Annotated in this window: 24 protein-coding genes; 12 read left to right on the top strand and 12 right to left on the bottom strand. The window is 67.5% G+C overall.

Translation table 11 applies throughout. The features are described 5' to 3' along the window. The first annotated feature begins 56 nt into the window (after positions 1 to 56). Both AU198_RS21600 and AU198_RS21595 read left to right on the top strand, forming a co-directional pair. Positions 57 to 1,439, top strand: coding sequence for a sigma 54-interacting transcriptional regulator (locus AU198_RS21600; protein WP_064350724.1), 1,383 nt, complete (start codon positions 57 to 59; stop codon positions 1,437 to 1,439). Between the two features lie 104 nt (positions 1,440 to 1,543). Next, positions 1,544 to 3,520 (top strand): VWA domain-containing protein, encoded by a 1,977-nt coding sequence (locus AU198_RS21595; RefSeq protein WP_064350604.1) that lies wholly within the window; start codon positions 1,544 to 1,546, stop codon positions 3,518 to 3,520. A 13-nt stretch (positions 3,521 to 3,533) separates the two neighbouring features. On the opposite strand, the gene AU198_RS21590 is transcribed toward AU198_RS21595, so the two are convergent. From AU198_RS21590 to AU198_RS21555, 8 genes are all read right to left on the bottom strand, one after another. Further along, positions 3,534 to 4,115, bottom strand: coding sequence for a DUF1707 SHOCT-like domain-containing protein (locus AU198_RS21590; protein WP_064350603.1), 582 nt, complete (start codon positions 4,113 to 4,115; stop codon positions 3,534 to 3,536). Positions 4,116 to 4,208: 93 nt separating this feature from the next. Continuing rightward, complete coding sequence (locus tag AU198_RS21585) at positions 4,209 to 4,970, bottom strand: SDR family oxidoreductase (protein WP_064350723.1); 762 nt, start codon at positions 4,968 to 4,970, stop codon at positions 4,209 to 4,211. Next, positions 4,970 to 5,737, bottom strand: coding sequence for an enoyl-CoA hydratase family protein (locus AU198_RS21580; RefSeq protein ID WP_064350602.1), 768 nt, complete (start codon positions 5,735 to 5,737; stop codon positions 4,970 to 4,972). The genes AU198_RS21585 and AU198_RS21580 overlap by 1 nt, the downstream gene beginning before the upstream one ends. Then, the gene (locus tag AU198_RS21575; protein WP_197416193.1) at positions 5,737 to 6,912 is read right to left on the bottom strand and encodes an acyl-CoA dehydrogenase family protein; all 1,176 of its coding nucleotides are present in this window, start codon (positions 6,910 to 6,912) and stop codon (positions 5,737 to 5,739) included. The genes AU198_RS21580 and AU198_RS21575 overlap by 1 nt, the downstream gene beginning before the upstream one ends. After that, a complete protein-coding gene (locus AU198_RS21570; protein WP_064350722.1) occupies positions 6,894 to 8,831 on the bottom strand; it encodes an acetyl/propionyl/methylcrotonyl-CoA carboxylase subunit alpha in 1,938 nt (645 codons plus the stop codon). Before AU198_RS21570 ends, AU198_RS21575 begins: the two co-directional genes overlap by 19 nt. 5 nt (positions 8,832 to 8,836) lie before the next feature. Next, positions 8,837 to 10,432, bottom strand: a complete 1,596-nt coding sequence (locus AU198_RS21565) for an acyl-CoA carboxylase subunit beta (RefSeq protein ID WP_064350600.1) — start codon at positions 10,430 to 10,432, stop codon at positions 8,837 to 8,839. Then, on the bottom strand, positions 10,429 to 11,571 hold the full coding sequence (locus tag AU198_RS21560; protein ID WP_502689316.1) for an acyl-CoA dehydrogenase family protein: 1,143 nt from the start codon (positions 11,569 to 11,571) through the stop codon (positions 10,429 to 10,431). Before AU198_RS21560 ends, AU198_RS21565 begins: the two co-directional genes overlap by 4 nt. Positions 11,572 to 11,573: 2 nt before the next feature. Further along, a complete protein-coding gene (locus tag AU198_RS21555; protein ID WP_082691148.1) occupies positions 11,574 to 13,292 on the bottom strand; it encodes an acyclic terpene utilization AtuA family protein in 1,719 nt (572 codons plus the stop codon). A 196-nt stretch (positions 13,293 to 13,488) separates the two neighbouring features. Between AU198_RS21555 and rpmF the strand changes: the two genes are divergently transcribed. The 7 genes from rpmF to mspA (AU198_RS21520) all read left to right on the top strand — a co-directional run bounded on the left by rpmF (position 13,489) and on the right by mspA (AU198_RS21520) (position 20,453). Continuing rightward, a complete protein-coding gene (rpmF, locus tag AU198_RS21550; RefSeq protein WP_064350598.1) occupies positions 13,489 to 13,662 on the top strand; it encodes a 50S ribosomal protein L32 in 174 nt (57 codons plus the stop codon). A gap of 71 nt (positions 13,663 to 13,733) precedes the next feature. Further along, a complete protein-coding gene (locus AU198_RS21545; RefSeq protein ID WP_064350720.1) occupies positions 13,734 to 14,420 on the top strand; it encodes a response regulator transcription factor in 687 nt (228 codons plus the stop codon). After that, entirely contained in the window at positions 14,420 to 15,889 is a 1,470-nt protein-coding gene (locus AU198_RS21540) for a HAMP domain-containing sensor histidine kinase (protein WP_064350597.1), read from the top strand. Before AU198_RS21545 ends, AU198_RS21540 begins: the two co-directional genes overlap by 1 nt. Before the next feature lie 186 nt (positions 15,890 to 16,075). Continuing rightward, entirely contained in the window at positions 16,076 to 17,452 is a 1,377-nt protein-coding gene (locus AU198_RS21535; protein WP_064350596.1) for a S1C family serine protease, read from the top strand. Positions 17,453 to 17,475: 23 nt separating this feature from the next. After that, positions 17,476 to 18,021 (top strand): MogA/MoaB family molybdenum cofactor biosynthesis protein, encoded by a 546-nt coding sequence (locus AU198_RS21530; protein WP_197416191.1) that lies wholly within the window; start codon positions 17,476 to 17,478, stop codon positions 18,019 to 18,021. 582 nt (positions 18,022 to 18,603) lie between these two features. After that, complete coding sequence (gene mspA, locus AU198_RS21525; RefSeq protein WP_064350595.1) at positions 18,604 to 19,260, top strand: porin MspA; 657 nt, start codon at positions 18,604 to 18,606, stop codon at positions 19,258 to 19,260. A 536-nt stretch (positions 19,261 to 19,796) separates the two neighbouring features. After that, positions 19,797 to 20,453 (top strand): porin MspA, encoded by a 657-nt coding sequence (mspA, locus tag AU198_RS21520; protein ID WP_064350595.1) that lies wholly within the window; start codon positions 19,797 to 19,799, stop codon positions 20,451 to 20,453. 61 nt (positions 20,454 to 20,514) lie between these two features. On the opposite strand, the gene mscL is transcribed toward mspA (AU198_RS21520), so the two are convergent. The 4 genes from mscL to AU198_RS21500 all read right to left on the bottom strand — a co-directional run bounded on the left by mscL (position 20,515) and on the right by AU198_RS21500 (position 22,804). Beyond that, complete coding sequence (gene mscL, locus AU198_RS21515) at positions 20,515 to 20,973, bottom strand: large-conductance mechanosensitive channel protein MscL (protein ID WP_064350594.1); 459 nt, start codon at positions 20,971 to 20,973, stop codon at positions 20,515 to 20,517. Between the two features lie 102 nt (positions 20,974 to 21,075). Then, positions 21,076 to 21,726: an SAF domain-containing protein gene (locus tag AU198_RS21510; protein WP_064350593.1), complete on the bottom strand. Its 651-nt coding sequence runs from the start codon at positions 21,724 to 21,726 to the stop codon at positions 21,076 to 21,078. A 69-nt stretch (positions 21,727 to 21,795) separates the two neighbouring features. Next, positions 21,796 to 22,131, bottom strand: a complete 336-nt coding sequence (locus tag AU198_RS25955; RefSeq protein ID WP_082691147.1) for an FmdB family zinc ribbon protein — start codon at positions 22,129 to 22,131, stop codon at positions 21,796 to 21,798. 73 nt (positions 22,132 to 22,204) lie between these two features. Then, a complete protein-coding gene (locus AU198_RS21500; RefSeq protein ID WP_064350591.1) occupies positions 22,205 to 22,804 on the bottom strand; it encodes a 5-formyltetrahydrofolate cyclo-ligase in 600 nt (199 codons plus the stop codon). Between the two features lie 75 nt (positions 22,805 to 22,879). Between AU198_RS21500 and AU198_RS21495 the strand changes: the two genes are divergently transcribed. The 3 genes from AU198_RS21495 to AU198_RS21485 are packed head-to-tail and all read left to right on the top strand — an operon-like array spanning position 22,880 to position 25,756. Next, on the top strand, positions 22,880 to 23,791 hold the full coding sequence (locus tag AU198_RS21495) for a UTP--glucose-1-phosphate uridylyltransferase (protein ID WP_064350590.1): 912 nt from the start codon (positions 22,880 to 22,882) through the stop codon (positions 23,789 to 23,791). A 28-nt stretch (positions 23,792 to 23,819) separates the two neighbouring features. Continuing rightward, on the top strand, positions 23,820 to 25,085 hold the full coding sequence (glp, locus tag AU198_RS21490; protein ID WP_064350718.1) for a molybdotransferase-like divisome protein Glp: 1,266 nt from the start codon (positions 23,820 to 23,822) through the stop codon (positions 25,083 to 25,085). Positions 25,086 to 25,102: 17 nt separating this feature from the next. After that, on the top strand, positions 25,103 to 25,756 hold the full coding sequence (locus AU198_RS21485; protein WP_064350589.1) for a GNAT family N-acetyltransferase: 654 nt from the start codon (positions 25,103 to 25,105) through the stop codon (positions 25,754 to 25,756). Positions 25,757 to 25,762 lie beyond the last annotated feature (6 nt).

The raw sequence follows: 25,762 nt of genomic DNA, 5'->3' as shown, positions 1-25,762 counted from the left end.
ACGCGGCGAGGCATGGGGAACCCGCGCGCGGGCGAGACAAGTCGTAGCTTGGAGTGGTGACTCAACCCCATGATCTACCCCGCACCGTCGGCGAGCTGAGGGCCTCGGGCCATCGCGAGCGGGGCGTCAAACAAGAAATCCGGGACAACCTGCTGGCCGCGCTGGCGGAGGGCCGTGACGCGTGGCCCGGCATCCTCGGCTTCGAGGACACCGTCATCCCGCAACTCGAGCGGGCACTGATCGCCGGCCACGACGTGGTGCTGCTCGGCGAACGCGGTCAGGGCAAGACGCGACTGCTGCGCGCGCTGACGGGTCTGCTCGACGAGTGGACCCCGGTGATCGCCGGTTCGGAGTTGGGCGAGCACCCGTACGTCCCGATCACCCCCGAGTCCATCCGCCGCGCCGCGGACTCGGGCGACGACCTGCCGATCGCGTGGCGGCACCGCAGCGAGCGCTACACCGAGAAGCTGGCCACCCCCGACACCAGCGTGGCCGACCTCGTCGGCGACATCGACCCGATCAAGGTGGCCGAGGGTCGCAGCCTCGGTGACCCGGAGACCATCGCCTACGGGCTGATTCCCAGGGCGCACCGGGGCATCGTCGCGATCAACGAGCTGCCCGACCTCGCCGAGCGCATTCAGGTGTCGATGCTCAATGTGATGGAGGAGCGCGACATCCAGGTCCGCGGGTACACGCTGCGGCTGCCGTTGGATGTGCTCGTGGTCGCCAGCGCCAACCCGGAGGACTACACCAACCGCGGCCGGATCATAACCCCGCTCAAGGACCGGTTCGGCGCCGAGATCCGCACGCACTACCCACTCGAGCTCGACGCGGAGGTCGGCGTCATCACCCAGGAGGCGCACCTGGCCGCCGAGGTGCCCGAGTACCTGATCCAGGTGCTGGCGCGGTTCGCGCGGTACCTGCGCGAGTCGCGGTCGATCGACCAACGCTCGGGGGTCTCGGCGCGCTTCGCGATCGCCGCGGCCGAAACCGTCGCCGCGGCCGCGCGGCACCGGTCGGCGGTGCTCGGTGAGCAGGAGTCGGTGGCACGAGTGGTCGATCTGGGCTCGGTCGTCGACGTGCTGCGCGGCAAGCTGGAGTTCGAGTCCGGCGAGGAGGGGCGCGAGCAGGCGGTGCTCGAGCACCTGCTGCGGCGCGCCACCGCGGACACCGCGCAGCGGCTGCTCGGCGGCATCGACGTAGGACCGCTGGTGGTCGCGATCGAGAACGGTTCGGCGGTCACCACCGGCGAGCGGGTCTCGGCGCGCGACGTGCTGGCCGCGGTGCCCGAGGTGCCCGCGATCGCCGAGATCCAGAAGCGGCTCGACGCGAAGACCGACGGGCAGCGGGCCGCCGCGGTGGAGCTGGCCCTGGAGGCGCTGTATCTGGCCAAGCGGATAGACAAGGTGTCGGACGAGGGCGAAACGACCTATGGCTGAACACGTCTCGCCGAGGTGGCGCGGCACCGAATGTGAATCTGACGACGGAAATCGCCGGAAAACGTCGTCAGATTCACACGCGAGGCGATTTGGAGTGTGCAGGCATGGCTAAACGGACATCGCGGTATTCGCGGTACACCGGCGGGCCCGATCCGCTGGCGCCCCCGATCGACCTGCGCGAGGCGCTCGAGCAGATCGGTCAGGACGTGATGGAGGGCAGTTCGCCGCGACGGGCGCTGTCGGAGATGCTGCGGCGGGGCACCAAGAACATGCGCGGCGCGGACAAACTCGCGGCCGAAGCCAACCGTCGTCGCCGGGAGTTGTTGGCTCGCAACAATCTCGACGGCACGCTGGCGGAGATCAAGAAGCTCCTCGACGAGGCTGTCCTCGCCGAGCGCAAGGAGCTGGCGCGTGCCCTGGACGACGACGCGCGGTTCAACGAGATGCGCATCGAGTCGCTGCCGCCGTCGCCGGCCAAGGCCGTCCAGGAGTTGTCGGACTACGACTGGCGAAGCCCCGAGGGACGCGAAAAGTACGAGCAGATCAAGGATCTGCTCGGCCGCGAGATGCTCGATCAGCGATTCGCGGGCATGAAGCAGGCGCTGGAGAACGCCACCGACGAAGACCGCCAGCGGGTCAACGAGATGCTCGACGACCTCAACGACCTACTGGACAAGCACGCCAGGGGCGAGGACTCCCAAGAGGACTTCGACAACTTCATGAAGAAGCACGGCGAGTTCTTCCCGGAGAACCCGCGCAACGTCGACGAACTGCTGGATTCGCTGGCCCAGCGCGCCGCGGCCGCCCAACGCTTCCGCAACAGCCTGAGCGCCGAGCAGCGCGCCGAACTGGATGCGTTGGCGCAACAGGCATTCGGCTCGCCGTCGCTGATGAATGCGTTGAACCGCCTGGACTCCCACCTGCAGTCTGCCCGGCCCGGCGAGGACTGGAGCGGTTCGGAGAACTTCTCCGGGGACAACCCGCTCGGCATGGGTGAGGGCGCTCAGGCGATGGCCGACATCGCCGAACTCGAGCAGTTGGCCGAGGCGCTGTCGCAGAGTTATGCCGGCGCCACGATGGAGGACGTCGACCTCGACATGCTGGCCCGCCAGCTGGGCGAGGACGCCGCGGTCGACGCGCGCACACTGGCCGAGCTGGAGCGGGCGCTGATGGACCAGGGGTTCCTGGACCGCGGGTCCGACGGCCAGTGGCGGCTGTCGCCCAAGGCGATGCGCCAGCTCGGGCAGGCGGCGCTGCGCGATGTGGCGCAACAGCTTTCGGGTAGGCACGGTGAGCGTGACACCCGCAGGGCGGGCGCGGCCGGTGAGCTGACCGGCGCGACCCGGCCGTGGGCGTTCGGCGACACCGAGCCGTGGAACGTGACGCGCACCCTGACCAACGCGGTGCTGCGCCAGGCCGGGACGGGCGTGGCCGAGCGGCCGATTCGCATCACGGTCGAGGACGTCGAGGTCTCCGAGACCGAGACCCGCACCCAGGCGGCGGTGGCGCTGCTGGTCGACACCTCGTTCTCCATGGTGATGGAGAACCGGTGGCTGCCGATGAAGCGCACCGCCCTGGCGCTCAACCACCTCGTCAGTACGCGGTTCCGGTCGGACGCGTTGCAGATCATCGCGTTCGGACGTTATGCCCGAACCGTGACGGCCGCCGAACTCACCGGCCTGGAAGGCGTGTACGAGCAGGGCACCAACCTGCACCATGCGCTCGCCCTGGCCGGGCGGCATCTGCGTCGTCACCCCAACGCCCAGCCCGTGGTGCTCGTCGTCACCGATGGGGAGCCGACCGCACACCTCGAGCATCACCCCCGCGACGAGGGCGGGCCGGCAGTGTTTTTTGATTACCCGCCGCATCCACGGACGATCGCCCACACGGTCAAGGGCTTTGACGAGGTCGCCGCACTCGGCGCACAGGTGACGATCTTCCGGCTGGGCAACGATCCGGGGCTGGCGCGGTTCATCGACCAGGTGGCGCGGCGGGTGGAGGGCCGCGTGGTGGTGCCCGACCTCGATGGGCTTGGTGCCGCGGTCGTCGGCGACTATCTGCGGTCGCGGCGACGTCGCTGAGCACCGGTGCGGATCAGGCGGCCTTGCGCTTCTTGCGCTTGACAGCGACGCGTCCCCACAGCGAGAAGCCGCGGATGCACACGCACGGCGCGCCGGGCGAGCCCTCACCCTCAACGGACCGGTCGAAGGTGCCCATGACGCCGACGCCGCGCAGGTCGACGTTGACCTCCGGCGGCACCAGGATCGTCTGGCCGCCGAAGATCGAGTACGAGTGGATCTCCACCTCCGGTGAGGTGAAATCGGCGTACCGCAAGTCGACCACTCCGCCGCCGAAGAGTGCGAACGTGGTCATCCGCCTGGGCACGTTCCAGCGGCCGCGGCGCTCGAAGCCGCTCATGATCGCGAGCAGCATCGTCGACGGCGCCGGCCGGCACGGGCCGCCGCTGCGGCCCCGGGTGATCGCGCCGGGCAGGTCAGCCGACAAACGGTCCAGCTCGTCATACGTCTGCGCGGCATATGCCCTGGTGAGACGGTCCTCATACTCGTTGAGTTGAAGTCGGCCCTGGGCGGCGGCATCAGTGAGCAGCTGTGCCACCTGAATTCGATCGGTGTCAGCAGCACGCATCGAACCGCTCCGCGACGCTGGATTGCTCATCGGATACGAGCGTACGACGAACCGTGGCACATGCAAGCAAGTAGGCCAAACTGTGCCCTGACTCGCTGGGGCGAAGAATCTAGATGGGCAAACTTAATTTCCGGCCGCCAGGAATTCGGCGAACCCGACCGTGCCCACCCGGTTCTGCGGAACCAGGTTGGCGCCCGACCGCAGCTCCTTCCCGATTCGTCCCGGCACGGGCGCTTCCACGACCCGGCGTCGGCTTGCGGTGGCTTCGAGATACATGCGCGCCAACTCCGCGTGGGTGTGCACCGCCGGCCCGCCGACATCCGGCGCCCGCCCCGCGGGTTCGGTGTCGACCAGCTCCACCAGCCGCGTCGCGACGTCGGCGGTGTCGATCGGCTGAGACCGGACCCCGCGAAACGCCCACGTCACGGGGGAGTACCGCTGCAGTGCGAAGATCGTGCGGATCAGGTCGTGGAACTGTGTCGCCCGCAGGACCGTGTGACCGACAGCGGACGCCTCGAGGACCTGTTCGGCGCGCAGCTTCGTGCGGTAGTACGGCAGCGGGATGCGGTCGATGCCGACGATCGACACGTGCACGATGTGGGCGACGCCGGCCCGGCGGGCCGATGCGACGAGATTGCGCATCGCGGTGACGTCCTTGTCGCCGATGGGTTGCGTCGCGCAGTTGATCACGACCTCGATGCCGTCGACCGCCGCGTCCAGGCCGGCGCCTGTCAGCAGGTCGGCCTGGGCCCAGTGCACGCCGGTGTACCCGACATGGCTCTTGCGGCTCAGCGCCCGGACATCGTGGCCGGCGTCGATCGCCTCCGGTACGACGCGGTGGCCCAGTGTGCCCGTCGCCCCGGTGACCAGAACCGTACGTGACATCAGCGGGCCCATCTCGGCTGGCGCTTCTCCAAAAAAGCGAGCATGCCTTCGCGGGCCTCCTCCGAGACGAACAATTCGGCGCTCTGCGCGGTGAGCTCTTCGGCATGCCGATCGAAGGATTCCACGATGGGCGCTGTGACCAACGCCTTCGAGGTCGCCAACCCCTGCGGCGACGCCTTGCCGATCGCGGCGGTCAGCTCGGCGACGGCGGCGTCGACGTCATCGGAGGCGATCGTGATCAGGCCCATCTCCGCCGCCTCCGCGGCCTGGAACTTCTCGCCGGTGACGAAGTAGCGACTCGCCGCGCGGCTGGTCATCCTGGGAAGCAGGGTCAGCGAGATGATCGACGGGGCGACGCCGATGCGGGCCTCGGTCAACGCGAACGTGCTTTGGCGGCCGGCCACCACGATGTCGCATGCGCCGACCAGCCCGAGCCCCCCGGCCCGGACGTGCCCGTCGATCGCGCCGACGACGGGGACCGGCAGCTCGAGGATGCGCCGCAGCAGCCGGGTCATCTCGCGGGCGCGGTCGACGGCAAGGTCACTCGGGTCGCGCCCCGCCGCTTCACTGAGATCGGCTCCCGCGCAGAATGTTCCGCCGGTGTGACCGAGCACGACGACCCGCACGCCGGGGTCGGCGACCGCGTCGGTGAAGCCCTGGTGCAGTTGTTCGACCAGCGCGGTCGACAAGGCGTTGCGATTGGCGGGGGAGTCGAGCGTCAGCCGGGCCACCGGCCCGTCGACGGCGTATCTCACCAGTGCGCTCATCAGTAGGAACGGGGCAGCCCGAGGGAGGTCTGGGCGACGAAGTTGAGGATCATCTCCCGGCTGACGGGCGCGATGCGGGCGAGCTTCGACGCCGTCACCGCGGCGGCGATTCCGTACTCCTTCGTCAGCCCGTTGCCGCCCATCGACTGCACCGCCTGATCGACCGCGCGCACCGACGCCTCGCCCGCGGCGTACTTTGCCATGTTCGCCGCCTCGGCGGCACCGACGTCGTCTCCTGCGTCGTAGAGCGACGCGGCCTTCTGCATCATCAGCTTCGCCAGTTCGATCTCGATGTGGTTCTGCGCCAACGGATGTGACAATCCCTGGTGGGCGCCGATCGGCATCTTCCAGACCTGACGGGTCTTGACGTAGTCGACCGCCTTGTTGATCGCGAACCGGCCCATGCCGACCGCGCTCGCGGCGCCCATGATGCGCTCGGGATTCAAACCGGCGAACAGCTGCGCGATCGCGGCGTCCTCGGAACCGACGAGGGCATCAGCGGGCAGCCTGACCTCGTCGAGGAAGAGCTGGAACTGGTTCTCCGGGCTGACCAGTTCCATCTCGATCTTGGTCGCGCTCAACCCTTTTGTGTCGGTCGGCACGATGAACAGCGCCGGTTTGAGGTTGCCGGTCTTGTGATCTTCGGTGCGGCCGACGACGAGCACGGCCTGGGCCTGATCGACACCGGAGATGTACACCTTCTGTCCGGACAGGATCCAGTCGCCGCCGTCACGACGCGCGGTGGTGGTGATGCGGTGGCTGTTGGAACCGGCGTCGGGTTCGGTGATCGCGAACGCCATCGTGACGGAACCGTCGGCGATACCCGGAAGCCAGCGCCTCTTCTGGTCGTCGGTGCCGAACTTGGCGACGATGGTGCCGTTGATCGCGGGAGAAACCACCATCAGCAACAGCGGGCATCCGGCCGCCGACATCTCCTCCATCACGATGGACAGTTCATACATGCCTGCGCCGCCGCCACCGTACTCCTCGGGCAGGTTCACGCCGATGAATCCGAGTTTGCCTGCCTCCGACCACAACTCGTCGGTGTGCTCGTCGGCGCGTGCCTTTTCCAGATAGTAGTCCTGGCCGAAGTTGGCGGCCATCGCGGCGACCGACTTGCGTAACGCCTGCTGTTCTTCGGTCTCGACGAAACTGCTCACTGTTCTCCTTCGGATCGGGCGACGACTCGGGCGATGACGAAGCCGACATCGACTTGTTGGCCGGGTTCGACGTTGAGTTCGGCGAGCACACCATCGCTGGGTGCTGTGACGGTGTGCTCCATCTTCATGGCTTCCAGCCACACCAGCGGTTGACCGGCGGTGACGGCGTCACCGATCGTGGCTCCGACGCGCAGCACCGACCCGGGCATCGGCGCCAACAGCGAACCGTGTGCGACGTCGTCGTCAGGATCCCCGAACCGTGGTCTCGCAGTGAGATGGACAGGGCCCGAGGGTGAGTCGACGAACACGTCCTGGCCGTAACGTGCCACCTCGAACGGCCGGTCCACCCCGGCCACGGTCAGTACGACCCGCATCGGTGTCGCCGAGACGAGTGACACGTCGTCGTGGTCAGGCAACTCGAGCCCCGCGCGGGTGAACCGGTAACGGATATCGTGTTCGGTCCCCGCGTCGTCCGTGTACCGCTTGATCTGATGGCCCGACGCCAGGTTGCGCCAACCACTGGGGGCAGCCGCGAATGCCGTGGCCCCGCCGCGGTTCTGCGCCGCATCGGCCAGGGCGGCGGCCACCGCCGACAGCGTCACCGTGCGGTCGTCGGTGAGCGGTGCGGACAACGCCCCCAGTCCATGGGTGTCGAAGAACGCGGTGTCGGTGGCACCGTCGAGGAACGCCGAGTGCCGCAGCACGTTGACCAGCAAGTCGCGGTTGGTACGTACTCCGTGAATGCGGCTGCGCGACAGCGCATCGGCGAGGACGGCAGCCGCTTGACGCCGGTTGGGCGCCACCGAGATCACCTTGGCCAGCATCGGGTCGTAGAAGATGGACACCACCGAACCGTCGACAACCCCGGAATCCGCCCGCACGTTGGCGGGGACCTCGAACCGGTGCACGGTGCCTGCCTGCGGCTGCCAGCCCTTCGCCGGGTCCTCGGCGTAGAGACGGGCCTCGATGGCGTGGCCCCGTGAGGGCGGCGGCTCGGCATCGAGCCTGCCCCCGTCGGCCACAAGCAGTTGCAGCTCAACCAGATCCAGGCCCGTGGTCTCCTCGGTGACGGGATGTTCGACCTGCAACCGGGTGTTCATCTCGAGGAAGTAGAAGTCGCCGGAAGCGTCCGCCATGAACTCGACGGTCCCGGCCCCGGTGTAGCCGATCGCGGTCGCGGCCAGCCGCGCGGCATCGAAGAGCTTGGCGCGCATACCCGGTGTGCGCTCAACGAGCGGCGAGGGCGCCTCCTCGATGATCTTCTGGTGGCGTCGCTGGATCGAGCACTCCCGTTCGCCGACGGCCCAGACCGTGCCGTGTTCGTCGGCGAGCACCTGAACCTCGACATGGTGCCCGCTGGCCAGGTAGCGCTCGCAGAACACCGTCGGGTCGCCGAACGCGGACGCCGCCTCCCGGCGCGCGGCCTCGACCTGGCCCGGCAACTCAGAGAGCTCGCGCACCACGCGCATCCCGCGCCCACCGCCGCCCGCCGACGCCTTGATCAGCACGGGCAGCTGGTCGGCGGTCACGCCGTCGGGGTCCAGCTCGTCGAGTACGGGGACGCCCGCGGCGGCCATCATCTTCTTCGCCTCGATCTTGCTGCCCATCGCGGCGACCGCCGCAGGAGGCGGCCCGATCCACGTCAGACCCGCCTCGCCTACCGCGCGTGCGAAATCGGCGTTCTCCGAGAGGAATCCGTATCCCGGGTGAACGGCGTCAGCGCCCGCAGCTCGAGCCGCGGCGATCAATTGATCGGCGTCGAGGTATCCGGTGCGACCGTCCAGGCGCACCCGCGCATCGGCCTCGCCGACATGCGGGGAGTGTTCGTCGGGGTCGGTGTAGACGGCGACCGTTCCGATGCCGAGTCTTCTGCAGGTGTCGAACACGCGACGGGCGATCTCACCGCGGTTGGCGACCAGAACTCGAGTGATCATCACGCTCACATCCGGAAGACGCCGAAGTTCGACGTCCCCTCGATCGGGCCGCTGGCGATGGCGGACAGGCACATGCCGATGACGGTGCGGGTATCGCGGGGATCGATCACCCCGTCGTCGTAGAGCCTGCCCGACAGGAACATCGGAAGCGATTCGGCGTCGATCTGCGCTTCCACGGCGGCCCGCAGCGCGGCGTCGGCGTCCTCGTCGACGGTCTGACTGCGGGCCTCGGCGGCGGCCCGGCTGACTATCGACAGCACTCCGGCCAGCTGAGTTCCGCCCATCACCGCGGATTTCGCGCTGGGCCAGGCGAACAGGAACCGCGGATCGTACGCGCGGCCGCACATCCCGTAGTGACCGGCGCCGTACGAGGCTCCGATCAGCAGCGAGATGTGGGGCACGGTCGAGTTCGAGACCGCGTTGATCATCATCGAGCCGTGTTTGATCATGCCGCCTTCCTCGTACTTGCGGCCGACCATGTATCCGGTCGTGTTGTGCAGGAACAACAGCGGGGTGTTCGAGCGGTTCGCCAGCTGGATGAACTGGGTGGCCTTCTGCGACTCCTCGCTGAACAGGACGCCGCGCGCGTTGGCCAGGATGCCGATCGGGTAGCCGTAGAGCCTCGCCCATCCCGTGACCAGCGACGAGCCGTACATCGGCTTGAACTCGTCGAACTCCGATCCGTCGACGACGCGGGCGACCACGTCACGCGGGTCGAACGGGATGCGCAGATCCGCTGGCACGATGCCGACCAGTTCGTCGGCGTCGTAGAGCGGTTCGACGACCGGTGCGGGCTTCGGGCCTTGTTTGTGCCAGTTCAACCGGGCGACGATGCGGCGTCCGATGCGGATGGCGTCGGCTTCGTCGAGCGCGAAGTAGTCGGCCAGACCCGATGTGCGGGCGTGCATTTCGGCTCCGCCGAGCGACTCGTCGTCGGCTTCCTCGCCGGTGGCCATCTTCACCAGAGGCGGCCCGGCCAAGAACACCTTGGACCGCTCCTTGATCATCACGACGTGGTCGGACATACCGGGGATGTAGGCGCCGCCGGCGGTCGAGTTGCCGAACACCAGCGCGACGGTCGGGATTCCCGCCGCCGACAGCCTGGTCAGGTCGCGGAACATCTGTCCGCCGGGGATGAAGATCTCCTTCTGCGTCGGCAGGTCCGCCCCACCCGACTCCACCAGGGAAATCAGGGGAAGCCGGTTCTGCAGCGCGATCTGGTTGGCACGCAGGATCTTCTTCAGCGTCCAGGGGTTGCTCGTGCCCCCTTTGACGGTGGGATCGTTGGCGACGACCAGGCATTCGACGCCCTCGACCGCACCGATGCCGGTGACCACGCTGGCGCCGACGGTGAAGTCACTGCCCCACGCTGCGAGCGGGCTCAACTCCAGAAACGGTGAGTCCGGGTCGATCAGCAGCTCGATGCGCTCGCGAGCGGTCAGCTTGCCACGGTCGTGGTGTCGTTGCACGTACTTCTCGCCGCCACCTGCGAGCGCTTTGGCGTGCTCGGCGTCGAGTTCGGCGATCTTGGTGGTCATCGCCGCTGCCGCCTCAGCGAACGTGGGCGAAGCGGCGTCGAGTGTGGAGCGAAGAGCGGTCACGACTGGAATCCCAACGTCTTGGCGGCCAGGGAGGTGAGGATTTCGGTTGTGCCTCCGCCGATTCCGAGGATGCGCATATCACGGTACTGACGTTCGACCTCGGACTCGGTCATGTAGCCCATGCCGCCGAACAGCTGGACGGCCTGGTTGGCCACCCATTCGCCGGCCTCGACGGCGGTGTTCTTGGCGAAGCACACCTCGGTGATCAGGTTGGTCTCACCGTGAATCTGCCGTTCGACCACGTGGTGGGTGTACACCCGTGCCACGTCGATCCGGCGCGCCATCTCGGCCAGCGTGTTCTGTACCTGCTGTCGCGAGATCAGCGGTCGGCCAAAGGTTTCGCGGTTGCGACACCATTCGACGGTCAGGTCGAGGCAGCGCTGCGCGCCGGCGTAGGCCTGCGCGGCGAGCCCGACGCGTTCGGAGACGAACGCCGCCGCGATCTGCAGGAAGCCGGAATTCTCAATGCCCACGAGGTTGGCGGCGGGGACCCGAACGTCGGTGTAGGACAGTTCGGCGGTGTCCGATGAGCGCCAGCCCATCTTGTCGAGCTTGCGGGTGACGGCAAAACCCGGTGTTCCCTTGTCCACCACGATCAACGAGATTCCCGCCGCGCCGGGCCCACCGGTACGTACCGCGGTCACCACATAGTCGGCGCGGACCCCGGACGTGATGTAGGTCTTGGCGCCGGTGATGACGTAGTCGTCCCCATCTCTGACTGCCTCCGTCGTCAGGTGCCCGACATCCGAGCCGCCACCCGGTTCGGTGATCGCGAGGCTTCCGATCTTCTCACCGCGCAGGGTGGGGCGCACATAGGTGTCGATCAACCATTCGTCGCCCGAAGCGATCATGTGCGGCACCGCGATACCCGAGGTGAACAGCGAGGCGAACACGCCGCCGGGCGAGCCGGCGTAGTGCATCTCCTCGCAGATCACCACCGCGTCGACCCCGTCGCCGCCGCCCCCGCCGACCGCCTCGGGGAAACCCGCGCCCAACAGCCCGGCCTTGCCGGCCTTGAGGTGCAACTCGCGGGGCAGCTCGCCCTCGCGTTCCCACTCGTCGACGTGGGGGAGCACCTCGCGTTCGGCGAATGTCCGCACGGACTTGCGGAGTTGGTCGCGCTCGGAGGTGTGCCACATGCTCACGGCAGCAACTCCTCTGGAATTTTGACGAGCCTGCTGCGCAGCCATTCGCCGAGCCCCTTCGCCTGCGGATCGAACCGTGCCTGGTAGGCGACGCCCTCGCCGAGGATGTCTTCGATGACGAAGTTGACCGCGCGGAGATTGGGCAGCAGGTGGCGCGAGACGGGCAGATCCGCTGTCTCGGGCAGGAGTTCGCGCAGCTTGTCGATGGTCAGCATGTGTGAGAGCCAACGCCACTGCCGGTCCGTCCGCACCCATACGCCGATGTTCGCGCTGCCGCCCTTGTCCCCGCTGCGGGCGCCGGCGATGAGGCCCAGCGGTGCGCGTTTGGTCTCTCCGAACGCAAGCGGCTCGGGGAGCGTCACCGGCGGCACGGGTGCCAGTTCCAGAGTGTCACCCGCGGGCGGTATCTCGACTCGAGAACCGTCGGCGTGCACGGCGACGTGGGGCACCTCCGCGGCCGGGACGAAGGCCGGTTTGAACACACCGTAAACCTGCCCTTGACCGGGCGGGCTGGTGGCGTGGAAGCCGGGATAGCTCGCCAACGCGAGTTCGACCGCGGCGGAAGAGAATTGGCGGCCCACGTTGGCGGGATCGGGGTCACGGACCACGCAGCGCAACAGTGCGCTCGCGGTCTCTTCTGTGTCGGCGTCGAGGTGGTCGGTGCGCGCCAGGGTCCACTCGAACTGGGCCGGTTTGACGGTCAGGTCCGCCTCGAGCTGGCGCCGCACCAACTCCGCCTTGGCCTCGATGTCGAGGCCCGTCAGGACGAGCGTCATCTCGTTGCGGAATCCGCCGATGCTGTTGAGTGAAACCTTCAGCGCGGGCGGCGGCGGCTCCCCGCGCACGCCGGAGATCCGCACACGGTCCGGCCCGTCATCGGAGAGCTCGATGCTGTCGACACGCAGCGTCGTATCGGGATTGGCGTAGCGCGCCCCGCCTATCTCGTACAGCAGTTGCGCCGTGACGGTGTCGACGGTGACCGCGCCGCCGGTGCCCGGGTGTTTGGTGATGACCGAGGAACCGTCCGAGTGGATCTCGGCGAGCGGAAACCCCGGCCGGAGCAGGGCGCTCAGATCGGGGAAGTCGCGGGCGAAGAACGCGTAGTTGCCGCCGGTCGCCTGGGCGCCGCATTCGATGACGTGGCCGGCCGCGACCGCACCGGCGATCCGGTCGTATTCGGTGCGACTCCAGCCGTGGTGCGCGGCGGCCGGCCCGACGGTCACGGATGCGTCGGTCACGCGGCCGGTCACCACCACGTTGGCGCCGGAGTTGAGGCACTCGACGATGCCCCACCCGCCGAGATAGGCGTTGGCCGCCAGAACCGAATCGAACCCGAACTCCTCCGAGCGCCCGACCAGATCGTCACCCTCGACGTGTGCCACGTCGACCGTCAACCCCAACCGGTCCGCGAGCGTTCGTACCGCATCGGCGAGCCCGGCGGGGTTGAGCCCGCCGGCGTTGGTGACGATGCGCACACCCCGGTCGAGCGCCAGGCCGAGGCATTCTTCGAGCTGGTTCAGGAATGTCTTGGCGTAGCCGCGGTCGGCGGACTTGGCGCGGTCGCGGGCCAGGATCAGCATCGTCAGCTCGGCGAGATAATCGCCGGTCAGGTAGTCGAGATCACCGCCGGTGAGCATTTCGCGCATGGCCGAAAGCCGGTCACCGTAGAACCCCGAACAGTTGCCGATCCGGACCGGACCACGTGCAGAGGTCACGCGGGCTCCCTTCGTCGCGGCCGCTGCCAACCAACCGGTAGGTTAACGATGACCAGCGGTACCGCGTCAAGGTTCGGGCCATCGAATTCCGCTGTTTTGGAGGCTACGCAGGTCGTTGGCTATCCTGAAGGACACTTGCCGGCGCCTACCCGTGCGCGCGGCGCCAGACTTACCCCCTCAAGAGGAGATCTCGACCATGGCTGTGCCCAAGCGCAGGATGTCGCGCGCGAACACCCGTAGCCGGCGTGCGCAGTGGAAGGCCAAGCGCACGGAACTCGTGGGCGTCAACGTCGCCGGTCAGCAGCACAAGGTGCCGCGCCGGTTGCTCAAGGCCGCCCGCCTCGGCCTGATCGACCTCGACCGCCGCTAGCGCGGTGCCGGGCGCACCGGTTCCGGCGCGCCTCTCAGGTCGCTCTCAGACAGGGGGTTGACACTGTGGCTGTGCGCATACTTGTCGTCGATGACGATCGCGCGGTGCGCGAGTCGCTGCGCCGTTCACTCTCGTTCAACGGTTACTCAGTCGAACTGGCCGGGGACGGCGTCGAGGCGCTGGAACGGATCGCCAGCGATCGGCCCGATGCCCTGGTGCTCGATGTGATGATGCCGCGCCTGGACGGCCTCGAGGTGTGCCGTCAGCTCCGCAGCACCGGTGACGACCTGCCGATCCTGGTGCTGACGGCACGCGACTCGGTCTCCGAGCGGGTCGCCGGCCTGGACGCCGGAGCCGACGACTACCTACCCAAGCCGTTCGCGCTCGAAGAACTGTTGGCTCGGATGCGGGCGCTGTTGCGCCGCACGGGCCCCGACGACGGCGCGGACTCGGCGGCGATGACCTTCTCCGATCTGACGCTCGACCCCGTCACCCGCGAGGTCACCAGGGGCGAACGCCAGATCAGCCTGACCCGCACCGAGTTCGCGCTTCTCGAGATGCTGATCGCCAATCCGCGCCGGGTGCTGACGCGCAGTCGCATCCTCGAAGAGGTGTGGGGCTTCGACTTTCCGACGTCCGGTAACGCCCTCGAGGTGTACGTCGGTTACCTGCGCCGCAAGACCGAAGCCGAAGGAGAGCCGCGACTGATCCACACCGTGCGCGGGGTGGGTTATGTGCTTCGCGAAACACCTCCCTGATGTCCGTGCCGAATTACGGGGCTGCGCCCCAAGCCGAAGCGCCTCGACCGCCGTCGAGAACCAGCTCGGTGTCGTTGCGCTGGCGCGTGATGCTGCTGGCGATGTCGATGGTGGCGATGGTCGTGGTTCTGACCACGGTGGCGGTCTGGGCGGTGGTGTCGCGCGCGTTGTACGACGACGTCGACAACCAACTGCGCAACCGGGCACGACTACTCATGGAAAGCGGCTCGCTGCAAGCAGATCCGAGTAAGGCCATCGAGGGCACCGCGTACTCGGACGTCAACGCGATGCTGGTGATCCCCGGCCGGGCCATCTTCACGGCCAATCAACAGGGCCAGACGCTGCCGCTGGGCGACCCCGAAAAGGCCGTCCTGCGTGGAGATCTGATCATGTCGTTGCGCACCGTCGATCATCAGCGGGTGCTCGCGATGCACCTGTCCAACGACAGTTCGCTGTTGATCTCCAAGAGCATGGCGCCCACCACCGCGCTGCTCCGACGGTTGAGCACGGTGCTGATCGTCGTCGGTGGCATTGGGGTCGCGGTCGCCGCGATCGCCGGCGGTGCTGTCGCTAGAGCGGGCCTGCGTCCCGTGGCGCGGTTGACCCAGGCCGCCGAGCGGGTGGCGCGCACCGATGACCTGAGACCCATACCGGTGTTCGGCAGCGACGAACTCGCCCGTCTCACCGAGGCGTTCAACATGATGCTGCGCGCGTTGGCCGAGTCCCGCGAACGCCAGGCCCGCCTGGTGACCGATGCAGGCCATGAGCTACGCACCCCGCTGACGTCGTTGCGCACGAATGTCGAACTGCTGATGGCGTCGATGGCACCCGGCGCGCCGCGGTTGCCGGAGGACGAGATGGCCGAACTGCGGGCCGACGTGATCGCCCAGATCGAGGAATTGTCCACGCTGGTCGGGGATCTGGTCGACCTGACGCGTGACGACGCGGGTGTCACCGTGCACGAGATGGTCGACGTCGCAGAGATCGTGGACCGGTCGCTGGAACGAGTTCGGCGCCGCCGCAACGATATTGAGTTCGAGGCGACGACGACACCATGGCTGGTCTACGGTGACTCGGCCGGCTTGGCGCGCGCCGTGCTGAATCTGCTCGACAACGCCGCGAAATGGAGTCCGCCAGGCGGCCTGGTGACCGTGCGCTTGATGCAGATCGACTCGATGAACGCTGAGTTGGTGGTCTCCGACTACGGTCCCGGCATTCCGCCCCAGGAGCGTCCACTCGTGTTCGAGCGGTTCTACCGGTCCACGACAGCCCGGTCGATGTCGGGCTCGGGCCTCGGACTGGCGATCGTGAAGCAGGTCGTGCTCAAACACGGCGGTTCGCTGCGAATCGAGGACACCGTCCCGGGCGGGCAACCCCCCGGTACGTCAATGCACGTCGTGCTGCCGGGGCGGCCCACGCATGATCACGCCGCCGAGTGGGTCACTCCCCGACACGCCCCCGTCGAGTAGCCAGGCGCGGGGACCCATGTCGACGATGATTGACACCGGCGGGAATGGGGGAACGAAGATTGGGTATCAACCGAACGTCCTCTAAGTGGATTCTCAGCCCGACGGGGCACTGTTGACGCGAGTCGAACGTTGTCCATTTGTTCAGACCACGCAAAGAAACGAAGGAAAAGGAAGAGCCCGAGCGACATGACGAACCACCCGAGGTATTCGCCGCCCCCGCCGCCCGGCCGCCGGCCGATGGGCGCTGAGTACGGGACGCCCGGCTACCCAGGTGGCGCGCAGCGCTCCGGCCCCTACCAGCAGCAGCCCTACGACTGGCGTTACGCGACGCAGCAGCATGTGGCTCACCAGCATCCGACCCAGCAGTTCCGTTCGCCCTACGATCCCTACCGCGGCGCGGCTCAGCCGTTGCCCGGTCAGTCGCAGCAAAGGCGTTCTCGCGCAGGGGCATTGACGGCAGGAGCGCTTGCCGTGGCGGTCGTGTCGGCCGGTATCGGCGGCGGGGTGGCGCTGCTGGCGCAGCCGGACCGCCCCTCGGTATCGTCGTCGATCGACGGCGCGGCGCCCAGTGTGCCCGCGGCCAGCCTGCCGGCGGGCTCGGTGGAACAAGTCGCGGCGAAGGTGGTTCCGAGCGTTGTCAAGCTCGAGACCGATATGGGCCGCGCATCCGAAGAGGGATCGGGCATCATCCTGTCCAGCGACGGCTTGATCCTGACCAACAACCACGTGGTGTCGGCGGCCCAAGGCGGGCCGGCCGGGCCAGGCGGCCCCGGTGGTTCTTCAGCGGGCCCCGCCGGTGCGCAGACCAAGGTCACCTTCTCGAACGGTCGCACCGCCCCGTTCACCGTCATCGGCACCGACCCGAGCAGCGACATCGCCGTGGTGAAAGCTCAGGGCGTCTCCGACCTCACGCCCATCACCATCGGTTCGTCGGCCAACCTGCAGGTGGGTCAGGACGTGGTTGCCGTCGGTTCCCCGCTCGGCCTCGAGGGCACCGTCACGACCGGGATCATCAGCGCGCTGAACCGTCCGGTCGCTGCCAGCGGTGATGCCCGAAATCAGAACACCGTGCTGGATGCGATCCAGACCGATGCCGCCATAAACCCCGGCAACTCCGGCGGCGCGCTGGTCAACATGAACGGTGAGCTGATCGGCGTCAACTCCGCGATCGCCACACTCGGCGCCGACGCCGGACCTGCGGCGCAGAGCGGTTCGATCGGCCTCGGTTTCGCGATCCCCGTGGATCAGGCCAAGAGAATCGCCGACGAGTTGGTCAAGAACGGCACCGCGGCGCACGCGTCGCTGGGTGTGCAGGTCGGTAACGACGCGTCGGTCGACGGTGCTCGGATCGTCGAGGTCACCGACGGTGGCGCTGCCGCCGCGGCGGGTCTGCCCAGCGGAGTGGTGGTCACCAAGGTCGACGACCGGGTGATCAGCAGCGCCGACGCGCTGGTCGCCGCCATCCGGTCCAGGGCGCCGGGGGAGAAGGTCACGCTGTCATACCTCGACCCGTCGGGAAAGCCGAAGACGGTCCAGGTCACCCTGGGTAAGGCCCAGCAGTGATGACGCCGACCGATACGACCACCCTGAGAGTGGCCGCGCCGCTGTCGCGGGCCGCATATACGGTTGCAGTCATGGAGCAGCCAGGGGAGTTGGTGGGTCGAGCACTGGTCGTCGTGGTCGACGACCGCACCGCACACGGCGACGAGGAAGACCACAGCGGTCCGCTGGTCACCGAATTGCTCAGCGAGGCCGGGTTCGTCGTCGACGGAGTCGTGGTCGTGTCGTCCGACGAGGTCGAGATCCGCAACGCCCTCAACACCGCCGTTATCGGCGGGGTGGACCTCGTGGTGTCCGTCGGCGGCACGGGCGTCACCCCCCGCGACGTCACGCCCGAAGCCACCCGAGACATCCTCGACCGTGAACTGCTCGGCATCTCGGAGGCCCTGCGCGCCTCAGGGCTGTCCGCAGGGATGATCGACGCCGGAGTCTCCCGCGGGCTTGCCGGCATCTCGGGCAGCACGCTCGTGGTCAACCTTGCCGGTTCCCGCGCGGCGGTGCGCGACGGCATGGCGACCCTCAATCCCCTCGCGGTTCAGATCATCTCCCAGCTGTCCAGCCTCGACATCTGACCAGATGCGTCGCAAGTACAGAAATGTGATCTTGGTCACAGTCGGACATCAACGTGGGTGAGCGACCTAAGGCCGGCCGGGAATCAATCGACGATGTTTTCGGTGAGGTCATCCCACGAATTCCGAGCGAAGAGCGCGACGCCCCGACGGCCGACGCCGAGGCCGAGCGCGAGCGTTGGATGCGGGAAAATCGTCCGCCGCATCACAATTGACCCATCGCGCCGATACCGCGCGTCCGGCCGCAGCGCCTCTTGAAGCGCCGCGGCGGCGATCTGTGGTGCACCCGCCCCAACCGTCCACGTCAAGCGCAAGTAACCGCCCGACCGCGGGTACCGCGGCTGCCGCCCCGGCAGAACCGGCAGGTCCGGTAACGTCCCGCACTCGTATGGCGATCTCCCGTTGCCGGGTTCCTGCCCGACCGTTATGTTCCTCGTGTCACAACGATGTACAGCACGTAACAGCGACAAGTGAGATCTCTCATCTAGTCGCAGGGGCCTCGTGCCGCTGGGGCTAGAGGTGTGCCAGGTGCAACTGCAGAGCACGGTGAGCCGGGGGCTGACCGCCGACATAGCTAGGGAGATTATGAAGGTTTTCGGTCGGGTGCTGATGGCGCTGGTTTTGGCGGTAGCTGGAGCCTTGACGTCGTTGTTCGTGAGCGCGGGCACCTCTCACGCAGGTTTGGACAATGAGTTGAGTCTGGTCGATGGCAAGGACCGGACGTTGACCATTCAGCAGTGGGACACGTTCCTCAATGGTGTGTTTCCTCTTGACCGCAACCGGCTGACGCGTGAGTGGTTCCACAGTGGCCGGGCGAAGTACATCGTGGCCGGCCCGGGTGCCGATGAGTTCGAGGGCACGTTGGAGTTGGGCTATCAGATCGGCTTCCCGTGGTCGCTGGGTGTGGGGATCAACTTCAGCTACACCACGCCCAACATCCTGTTCGACCAGGCCCCTGTTCCCGGTACCGGTGCGATCGCGGGTGGGGCTGGCTTCATCACCACGCCGAACCTGTTCCCGGGTGTGTCGATCAGCGCCGATCTCGGTAACGGCCCGGGCATCCAAGAGGTCGCGACCTTCTCGGTGGATGTGGCCGGCGCCAATGGTGGTGTGGCGGTGTCCAATGCACACGGCACGGTCACCGGTGCGGCCGGTGGTGTGTTGTTGCGTCCGTTCGCTCGGCTGATCTCGTCGGCCGGTGACAGTGTCACCACCTACGGCGAGCCGTGGAACATGAACTGACAAACGCTCTTCCGAGCAACAGAACAGCCTCCGGAACCCTCCGGGGGCTGTTCTGTTTCCGACCGCCGGTGGAAGGGGACGTTGCTAGTAGGTAAATAACGAAAGTACTTTGCTGGTGATCTTGATCACAGCGCGTTACAGCCACGAAACTGTGATCGCACCGTGCGGAAAGTCCCACTGTGCCGCAGCACACGTCGCGGTGGTCGGCCCAGCGGAAACAAGAGCTCGAAGCCCCGCAATACCCGCGGAATTGGGTTTGAATCCACTCGTGGCAAGCCTTATTCGCGTGATGAACGAAATCTACCCGGATGGGAACGGGTGGGGCTTCGCCGACACTGCTCGCGCTCTCGCGTTGCCGGTTGCCGCCAGCGCCGTTATGTTCCTCGTGTCAACGGATGAGCGAAGCATTAGAGCAGCATGTGAGGTCTCTCATTTGCTCAAATGTCACCCTCATGCGTCGTGCGGCGCTCGCGCCAGCTACGGCTGACACCAGTTGCGGGTCCACAGGGGGTCCGCATCGACTAGCTAGGGAGAACATGAAGGTTTTCGGTCGGGTGCTGATGGCGCTGGTTTTGGCGGTAGCTGGAGCCTTGACGTCGTTGTTCGTGAGCGCGGGCACCTCTCACGCAGGTTTGGACAATGAGTTGAGTCTGGTCGATGGCAAGGACCGGACGTTGACCATTCAGCAGTGGGACACGTTCCTCAATGGTGTGTTTCCTCTTGACCGCAACCGGCTGACGCGTGAGTGGTTCCACAGTGGCCGGGCGAAGTACATCGTGGCCGGCCCGGGTGCCGATGAGTTCGAGGGCACGTTGGAGTTGGGCTATCAGATCGGCTTCCCGTGGTCGCTGGGTGTGGGGATCAACTTCAGCTACACCACGCCCAACATCCTGTTCGACCAGGCCCCTGTTCCCGGTACCGGTGCGATCGCGGGTGGGGCTGGCTTCATCACCACGCCGAACCTGTTCCCGGGTGTGTCGATCAGCGCCGATCTCGGTAACGGCCCGGGCATCCAAGAGGTCGCGACCTTCTCGGTGGATGTGGCCGGCGCCAATGGTGGTGTGGCGGTGTCCAATGCACACGGCACGGTCACCGGTGCGGCCGGTGGTGTGTTGTTGCGTCCGTTCGCTCGGCTGATCTCGTCGGCCGGTGACAGTGTCACCACCTACGGCGAGCCGTGGAACATGAACTGACAAACGCTCTCCCGAGCAACAGAACAGCCTCCGGAACCCTCCGGGGGCTGTTCCGTTTCCATCAGGTTTTGTCGGCGCTCGTGGTCTTTGCGGTGTCGGGGTCGGGACCCGTGCCGGGTGCCGCGCTGTGTGCGCCCGAGGATCCGTTGGTCTCGGCGAGGATGTTGCGGATCTCGGTGAGCAGGGACAGCTCGGTGTCCTGGGCCTGCTCGACCTCGCCCTTCTTGCGCAGCCGGTTGTAGGGCAGCACGACAAGGAAATACACGACGGCCGCGACCAGGATGAAGTTGATCGCCGCGGACAGCAGAACATTCAGGTCGATCGTCTGCCCGCCGCCGATGCCGATGCGCAGAATGCCGTAGTCGGATTCACCGCCCGCGCCGATGCGGCTGATCAGCGGCTGGATGATGCTGTCGGTGAACTTGGTGACCAGGCCGGTGAACGCGGTACCGATGACCACCGCGACCGAGAGGTCGACGATGTTGCCTCTGGCGAGGAATTCCTTGAAGCCCTTCAACATTTGTCTCAGATCCTCCCTGCCGTGATATGTGGTCGACAGTTACGCACGTTAGCTGCGTTGCGACCGGACAGGGCCGGAACGTCCCGAGTCGAACGCTCGTTGTCAGTGCAGGGTGAGCGTCACCGTCTCGACGAGTGTCGCGGCCGCCACCTCGTTGGCGGCGTGCGCGGGTAGTGCCACCAGAACCACGCGGTCGGTCCCCGCGCTTGTCCCCGAGGGCTTTTCGGACACCAACACCACGATCGCATCGCTGGCCACCACGCGCGGTCGGGTGTCGGATTCCCCGCTGGCCGCCAGCACGTCGACCACGTCACCCGGCCGGATCAAATCGAGGACCGCGGTCTCGTCGAGCGACAGCGGCACGATGCGGGCTGTCGGACCGGCCGCCGATTCGGCGAGCCTGGGCGTCAGCAGGCGGACGTCGGTGAGCGCTTCGCCACGGCGGACGGGGCCGGCCAGCGTGGCGCCGACGACCGCGGAGACCTCCGACTGGACGCCCTCGGGAACCGTTGCGGCGTCGAGCTTTTCACGGCGAACGTCGTCGGCGGTCAGTTTGCTTCCCGGGCTCAGGTCGCGCGCCGCGACGACAACGTCGACGTGCTGGTCATCGGGATCGGGACGCACCGCGGCAACGGCTGCGAGCAGCACCAGAGCGCCCGCGGCGATGCGGCGAGCCAGAACCGTGCGTGTCCAATCGGGCCGCAGGATCTCGGTGATCCGGTGCAGCGGCGACGGGTTGAGCAAGTCCCCCATGCGGCCAAGTTAGGCAGCGCATAAAGACAGTGGGCGAGATACTCGCCGTCCTGTGGATAACTCGCAGCGTCAGCTCGAAGCGGCGGCCGCTGCAGGTGAGCTGGACGAGCTCGAGGAGCTGCTCGACGAGCCGGTGCTCGCCGTGTCCGACGACTTCTTTTCCGACGAGGAACTCGACTCCGACGAGCTCGACCCGTTGCTGGAACCGTTCGACGAGCTCTTGCCGGATTCACGGCTGTCGGTGCGGTAGAAGCCGCTGCCCTTGAACACCACGCCCACGTTCCCGAACAGCTTGCGCAGGCGGCCGTTGCACTTCTTGCACGTCGTCAGCGACGCATCACTGAACGCCTGGATTGCGTCGAACTTGTCGCCGCACTCGGTGCACGCATAGGAATACGTAGGCACGGGACCCCTCCCTGGTGGTCAAATCTGTTAGCACTCTACCGGCTCAAGTGCTAGAACCGCTACGTGGCGTGCGTCATTCCCGGCCGGCGTCCGACCGGAGGGCCACCAGCCCACGCCCCGGCGTCAGCGCATGGGTCATCGGCACGTCGTGCGGTTCAGCGGGCAGCCGGTCGACGACTTCGTCGTCGCGGACCACCGCAACGAGCCGCGCCGACCGGGACGCCAAGCGCAGCGACCGGTCGTAGAAGCCGGCACCGCGACCCAGCCGCACACCGCCGCGATCGACCGCGAGCGCGGGGATCAGCAGTGTGGTGGCGACCGCGATGATCTGCGGCGCCAGCCACGGCCCTTTCGGTTCCTGCAGACCGAACCGCCCCTCCACCAAGTCGCCGGGCACGTACTCGCCCCACTGCAGCGGCTGGGGGATACCCGCGGCGTCGTGCCTGGCGACCGGGAGCAGCACCCGCACACCGCGCCGGTGAAGGGAATCGATCATCTCGGAGGAGCCGGGCTCGGAGCCGACCGGAACGTAGGCGCAGACAGTCGTTTCGGCCGGGACGAATGCCGTCACATGGCGGGTCAGGGCGTACGCATTGGCGTCATGGGTGTGCGCGGCCACGGCCCGGCGGGCCCTCAGAATCGAGGCCCGAAGCTCCGCCTTGGTCGCGCTCACGTCAGCCTCCTCTCGGTCCCAACACGCCCGACCTCACCACGTTTCAACCTGCCCCTGGACGTTAGTGTGTGAACGATGACACGGACTTTGGTCCCGATCCCCCATACAGCGGTGGTGCCTGCAGCCGGCCTGGGCACGCGATTCCTGCCTGCCACCAAGACCGTCCCCAAGGAACTGCTGCCGGTCGTCGACACCCCAGGCATCGAGCTCGTCGCCGCGGAAGCCGCCGAAGCCGGCGCGGAACGGCTGATCATCATCACGTCCGAGGGCAAGGACGGGGTCGTCGCACACTTCGTCGAGGACCTCGTCCTCGAGGGCACGTTGGAGGAGCGCGGCAAGAAGTCGATGCTCGAGAAGGTGCGTCGCGCGCCGGCGCTCATCAAGGTCGAGTCGGTGGTGCAGGCAGAGCCGTTGGGCCTTGGCCACGCGGTCAGCTGCGTGGAACCGAAGCTGAGTCCCGACGAGGACGCGATCGCGGTGTTGCTGCCCGACGACCTCGTGCTCCCGACCGGCGTGCTGGAGACCATGTCGAAGGTGCGCGCCAAACGCGGTGGTTCGGTGCTGTGCGCGATCGAAGTGCCGAGTGAGGAGATCAGCGCCTACGGCGTCTTCGACGTCGAACCCGTTTCAGACACGAACAACCCGAACGTGTTGCGTGTGAAGGGGATGTACGAGAAGCCGAAGGCCGAGGACGCCCCGTCGCCGTACGCCGCGGCCGGTCGATACGTCCTCGACCGGGCCATCTTCGACGCGCTGCGCCGGGTTCCGCGCGGCGCGGGCGGTGAGATCCAGCTGACGGATGCCGTCGCATTGCTGATCAACGAGGGGCATCCCGTGCACGTCGTCGTGCACCGCGGCTCTCGACACGACCTCGGAAATCCCGGAGGCTACCTCAAGGCTGCGGTTGACTTTGCGTTGAAGCGCGATGACTACGGGCCGGAACTCCGGCGGTGGTTGGTGGAGCGATTGGGGCTGGTCGACTGCTGAGGGCCCCGACGCATAGATAGGGGTGCAGTTGCGTTCGGTCGAGGAGCAGCAGGCACGAGTCGCGGCTGCGGCGGTGGCGCCGCGGCCGGTGCGGGTGGCGATAGCCGAGGCGCAGGGGTTGATGTGCGCCGAGGAAGTGGTCACGGAGCGTCCGCTGCCCGGATTCGATCAGGCCGCGATCGACGGGTACGCGGTCCGCAGCGTCGATGTGCTCGGCGTCGGCGAGGCCCGCGACGCGGCAGACGGGGAAGAGGCGTCCGACGGCGAAGTCAGCCTGCCGGTGATGGGACTGATCGAGGCCGGTGCCCGCACCCCCAGCAGACTGCAGCCGCGGCAGGCCGCGCGCGTGCAGACCGGCGCTCCGATGCCGACGCTCGCCGACGCGGTGCTCCCGCTGCGCTGGACCGACGGCGGCGATGCGCGGGTGAGGGTGCTGCGCGGCGTGCGGTCGGGCGCCTATGTCCGGCGCACGGGTGACGACGTCCAACCCGGCGACGTCGCGGTGCGATCAGGCACGATCATCGGACCGGCGCAGGTCGGACTGCTGGCCGCGGTAGGCAGGGAGCGGGTGCTGGTGCATCCGCGGCCGCGGTTGTCGGTCATGTGCGTGGGCGGTGAACTCGTCGACATCTCCCGCACTCCCGGCAACGGACAGGTCTACGACGTGAACTCCTACGCGCTGGCCGCCGCGGGGCGCGACGCCGGTGCCGAGGTGAACAGGGTCGGCATCGTCGACACAGATCCCAAGCGGCTGCGTGAAGTCGTCGAGGGTCAGCTCAACCGCGCCGAGGTGGTCGTCATCGCCGGGGCGGTCGGCGGGGCGGCAGCCGAAGGGGTCCGTTCGGTGCTCGCCGAGCTCGGGGAGATGGAGGTGACCCGAATCGCCATGCACCCAGGCTCGGTGCAGGGGTTCGGCCAACTGGGGCGCGAGGGCGTTCCGGTCTTCCTGTTGCCCGCCAACCCGGTCAGCGCCCTGGTGGTGTTCGAGGTCATGGTGCGTCCGCTGATCCGGCTGTCGCTGGGCAAGCGGCATGCGCACCGCCGCATCGTGGCGGCCCGCACGTTGTCGCCGATCGAATCGGTCGCAGGCCGAACGGGATATCTGCGCGGTCAACTCATGCGGGATCAGGACACCGGTGAATACCTCGTCCAAGCACTCGGGGGAGCGCCAGGCGCATCGCACCTGCTGGCCACGCTGGCCGAGGCGAACTGTCTGGTCATCGTGCCCACCGAAGCCGAATCGGTTCGCACCGGCGAGATCGTCGACGTCGCATTCCTGGCACAACGGGGCTGAACCGCGCGGGTGTCGACGTGAACCTGTGGCGCTCGAGTTCGGTACATCCGGGTTGGCCGATGTCTGCGGGGCCGCTGCGTGTGCCCGCCGGCGTGGTACGGCTGCGTCCGGTGCGGCTGCGAGACGGTGCGCAGTGGAGCCGCATCCGGCTGGCCGACCGCGCCCACCTGGAGCCGTGGGAACCGGCCGCCGGTGTGGACTGGGAGACACGACACGCGATCACGGCGTGGCCCTCGGTGTGTTCCGGGTTGCGGTCCGAGGCGCGCAAGGGCCGGATGGTGCCCTTCGTGATCGAGTTGGACGACCAGTTCTGCGGGCAGCTCACGATCGGCAACGTCACGCACGGGGCCCTGCGCTCGGCCTGGATCGGGTACTGGGTGGCCAAGGCGGTGAACGGGGGCGGGGTCGCGACCGCGGCCCTGGCGCTGGGGGTCGACCACTGTTTCGGACCGGTCGGACTGCACCGGGTCGAGGCGACCGTGCGCCCGGAAAACGCCCCCAGCCGGGCGGTTTTGGCGAAGGTCGGCTTTCGGGAGGAAGGGCTGCTGCGCCGGTATCTCGATGTCGACGGTGCCTGGCGCGATCACCTGCTGGTGGCCATCACGATCGAAGAGGTCGCCGGATCGGCGGCCGCCACGCTGGTGCGGCAGGGACGTGCCGAGTGGACGTAGCCGCGT

The organism is Mycobacterium sp. GA-1199 (assembly GCF_001500045.1).
In the GTDB taxonomy this organism is placed as follows: domain Bacteria; phylum Actinomycetota; class Actinomycetes; order Mycobacteriales; family Mycobacteriaceae; genus Mycobacterium.
This window is presented reverse-complemented; position numbering and strand designations above follow the sequence as displayed.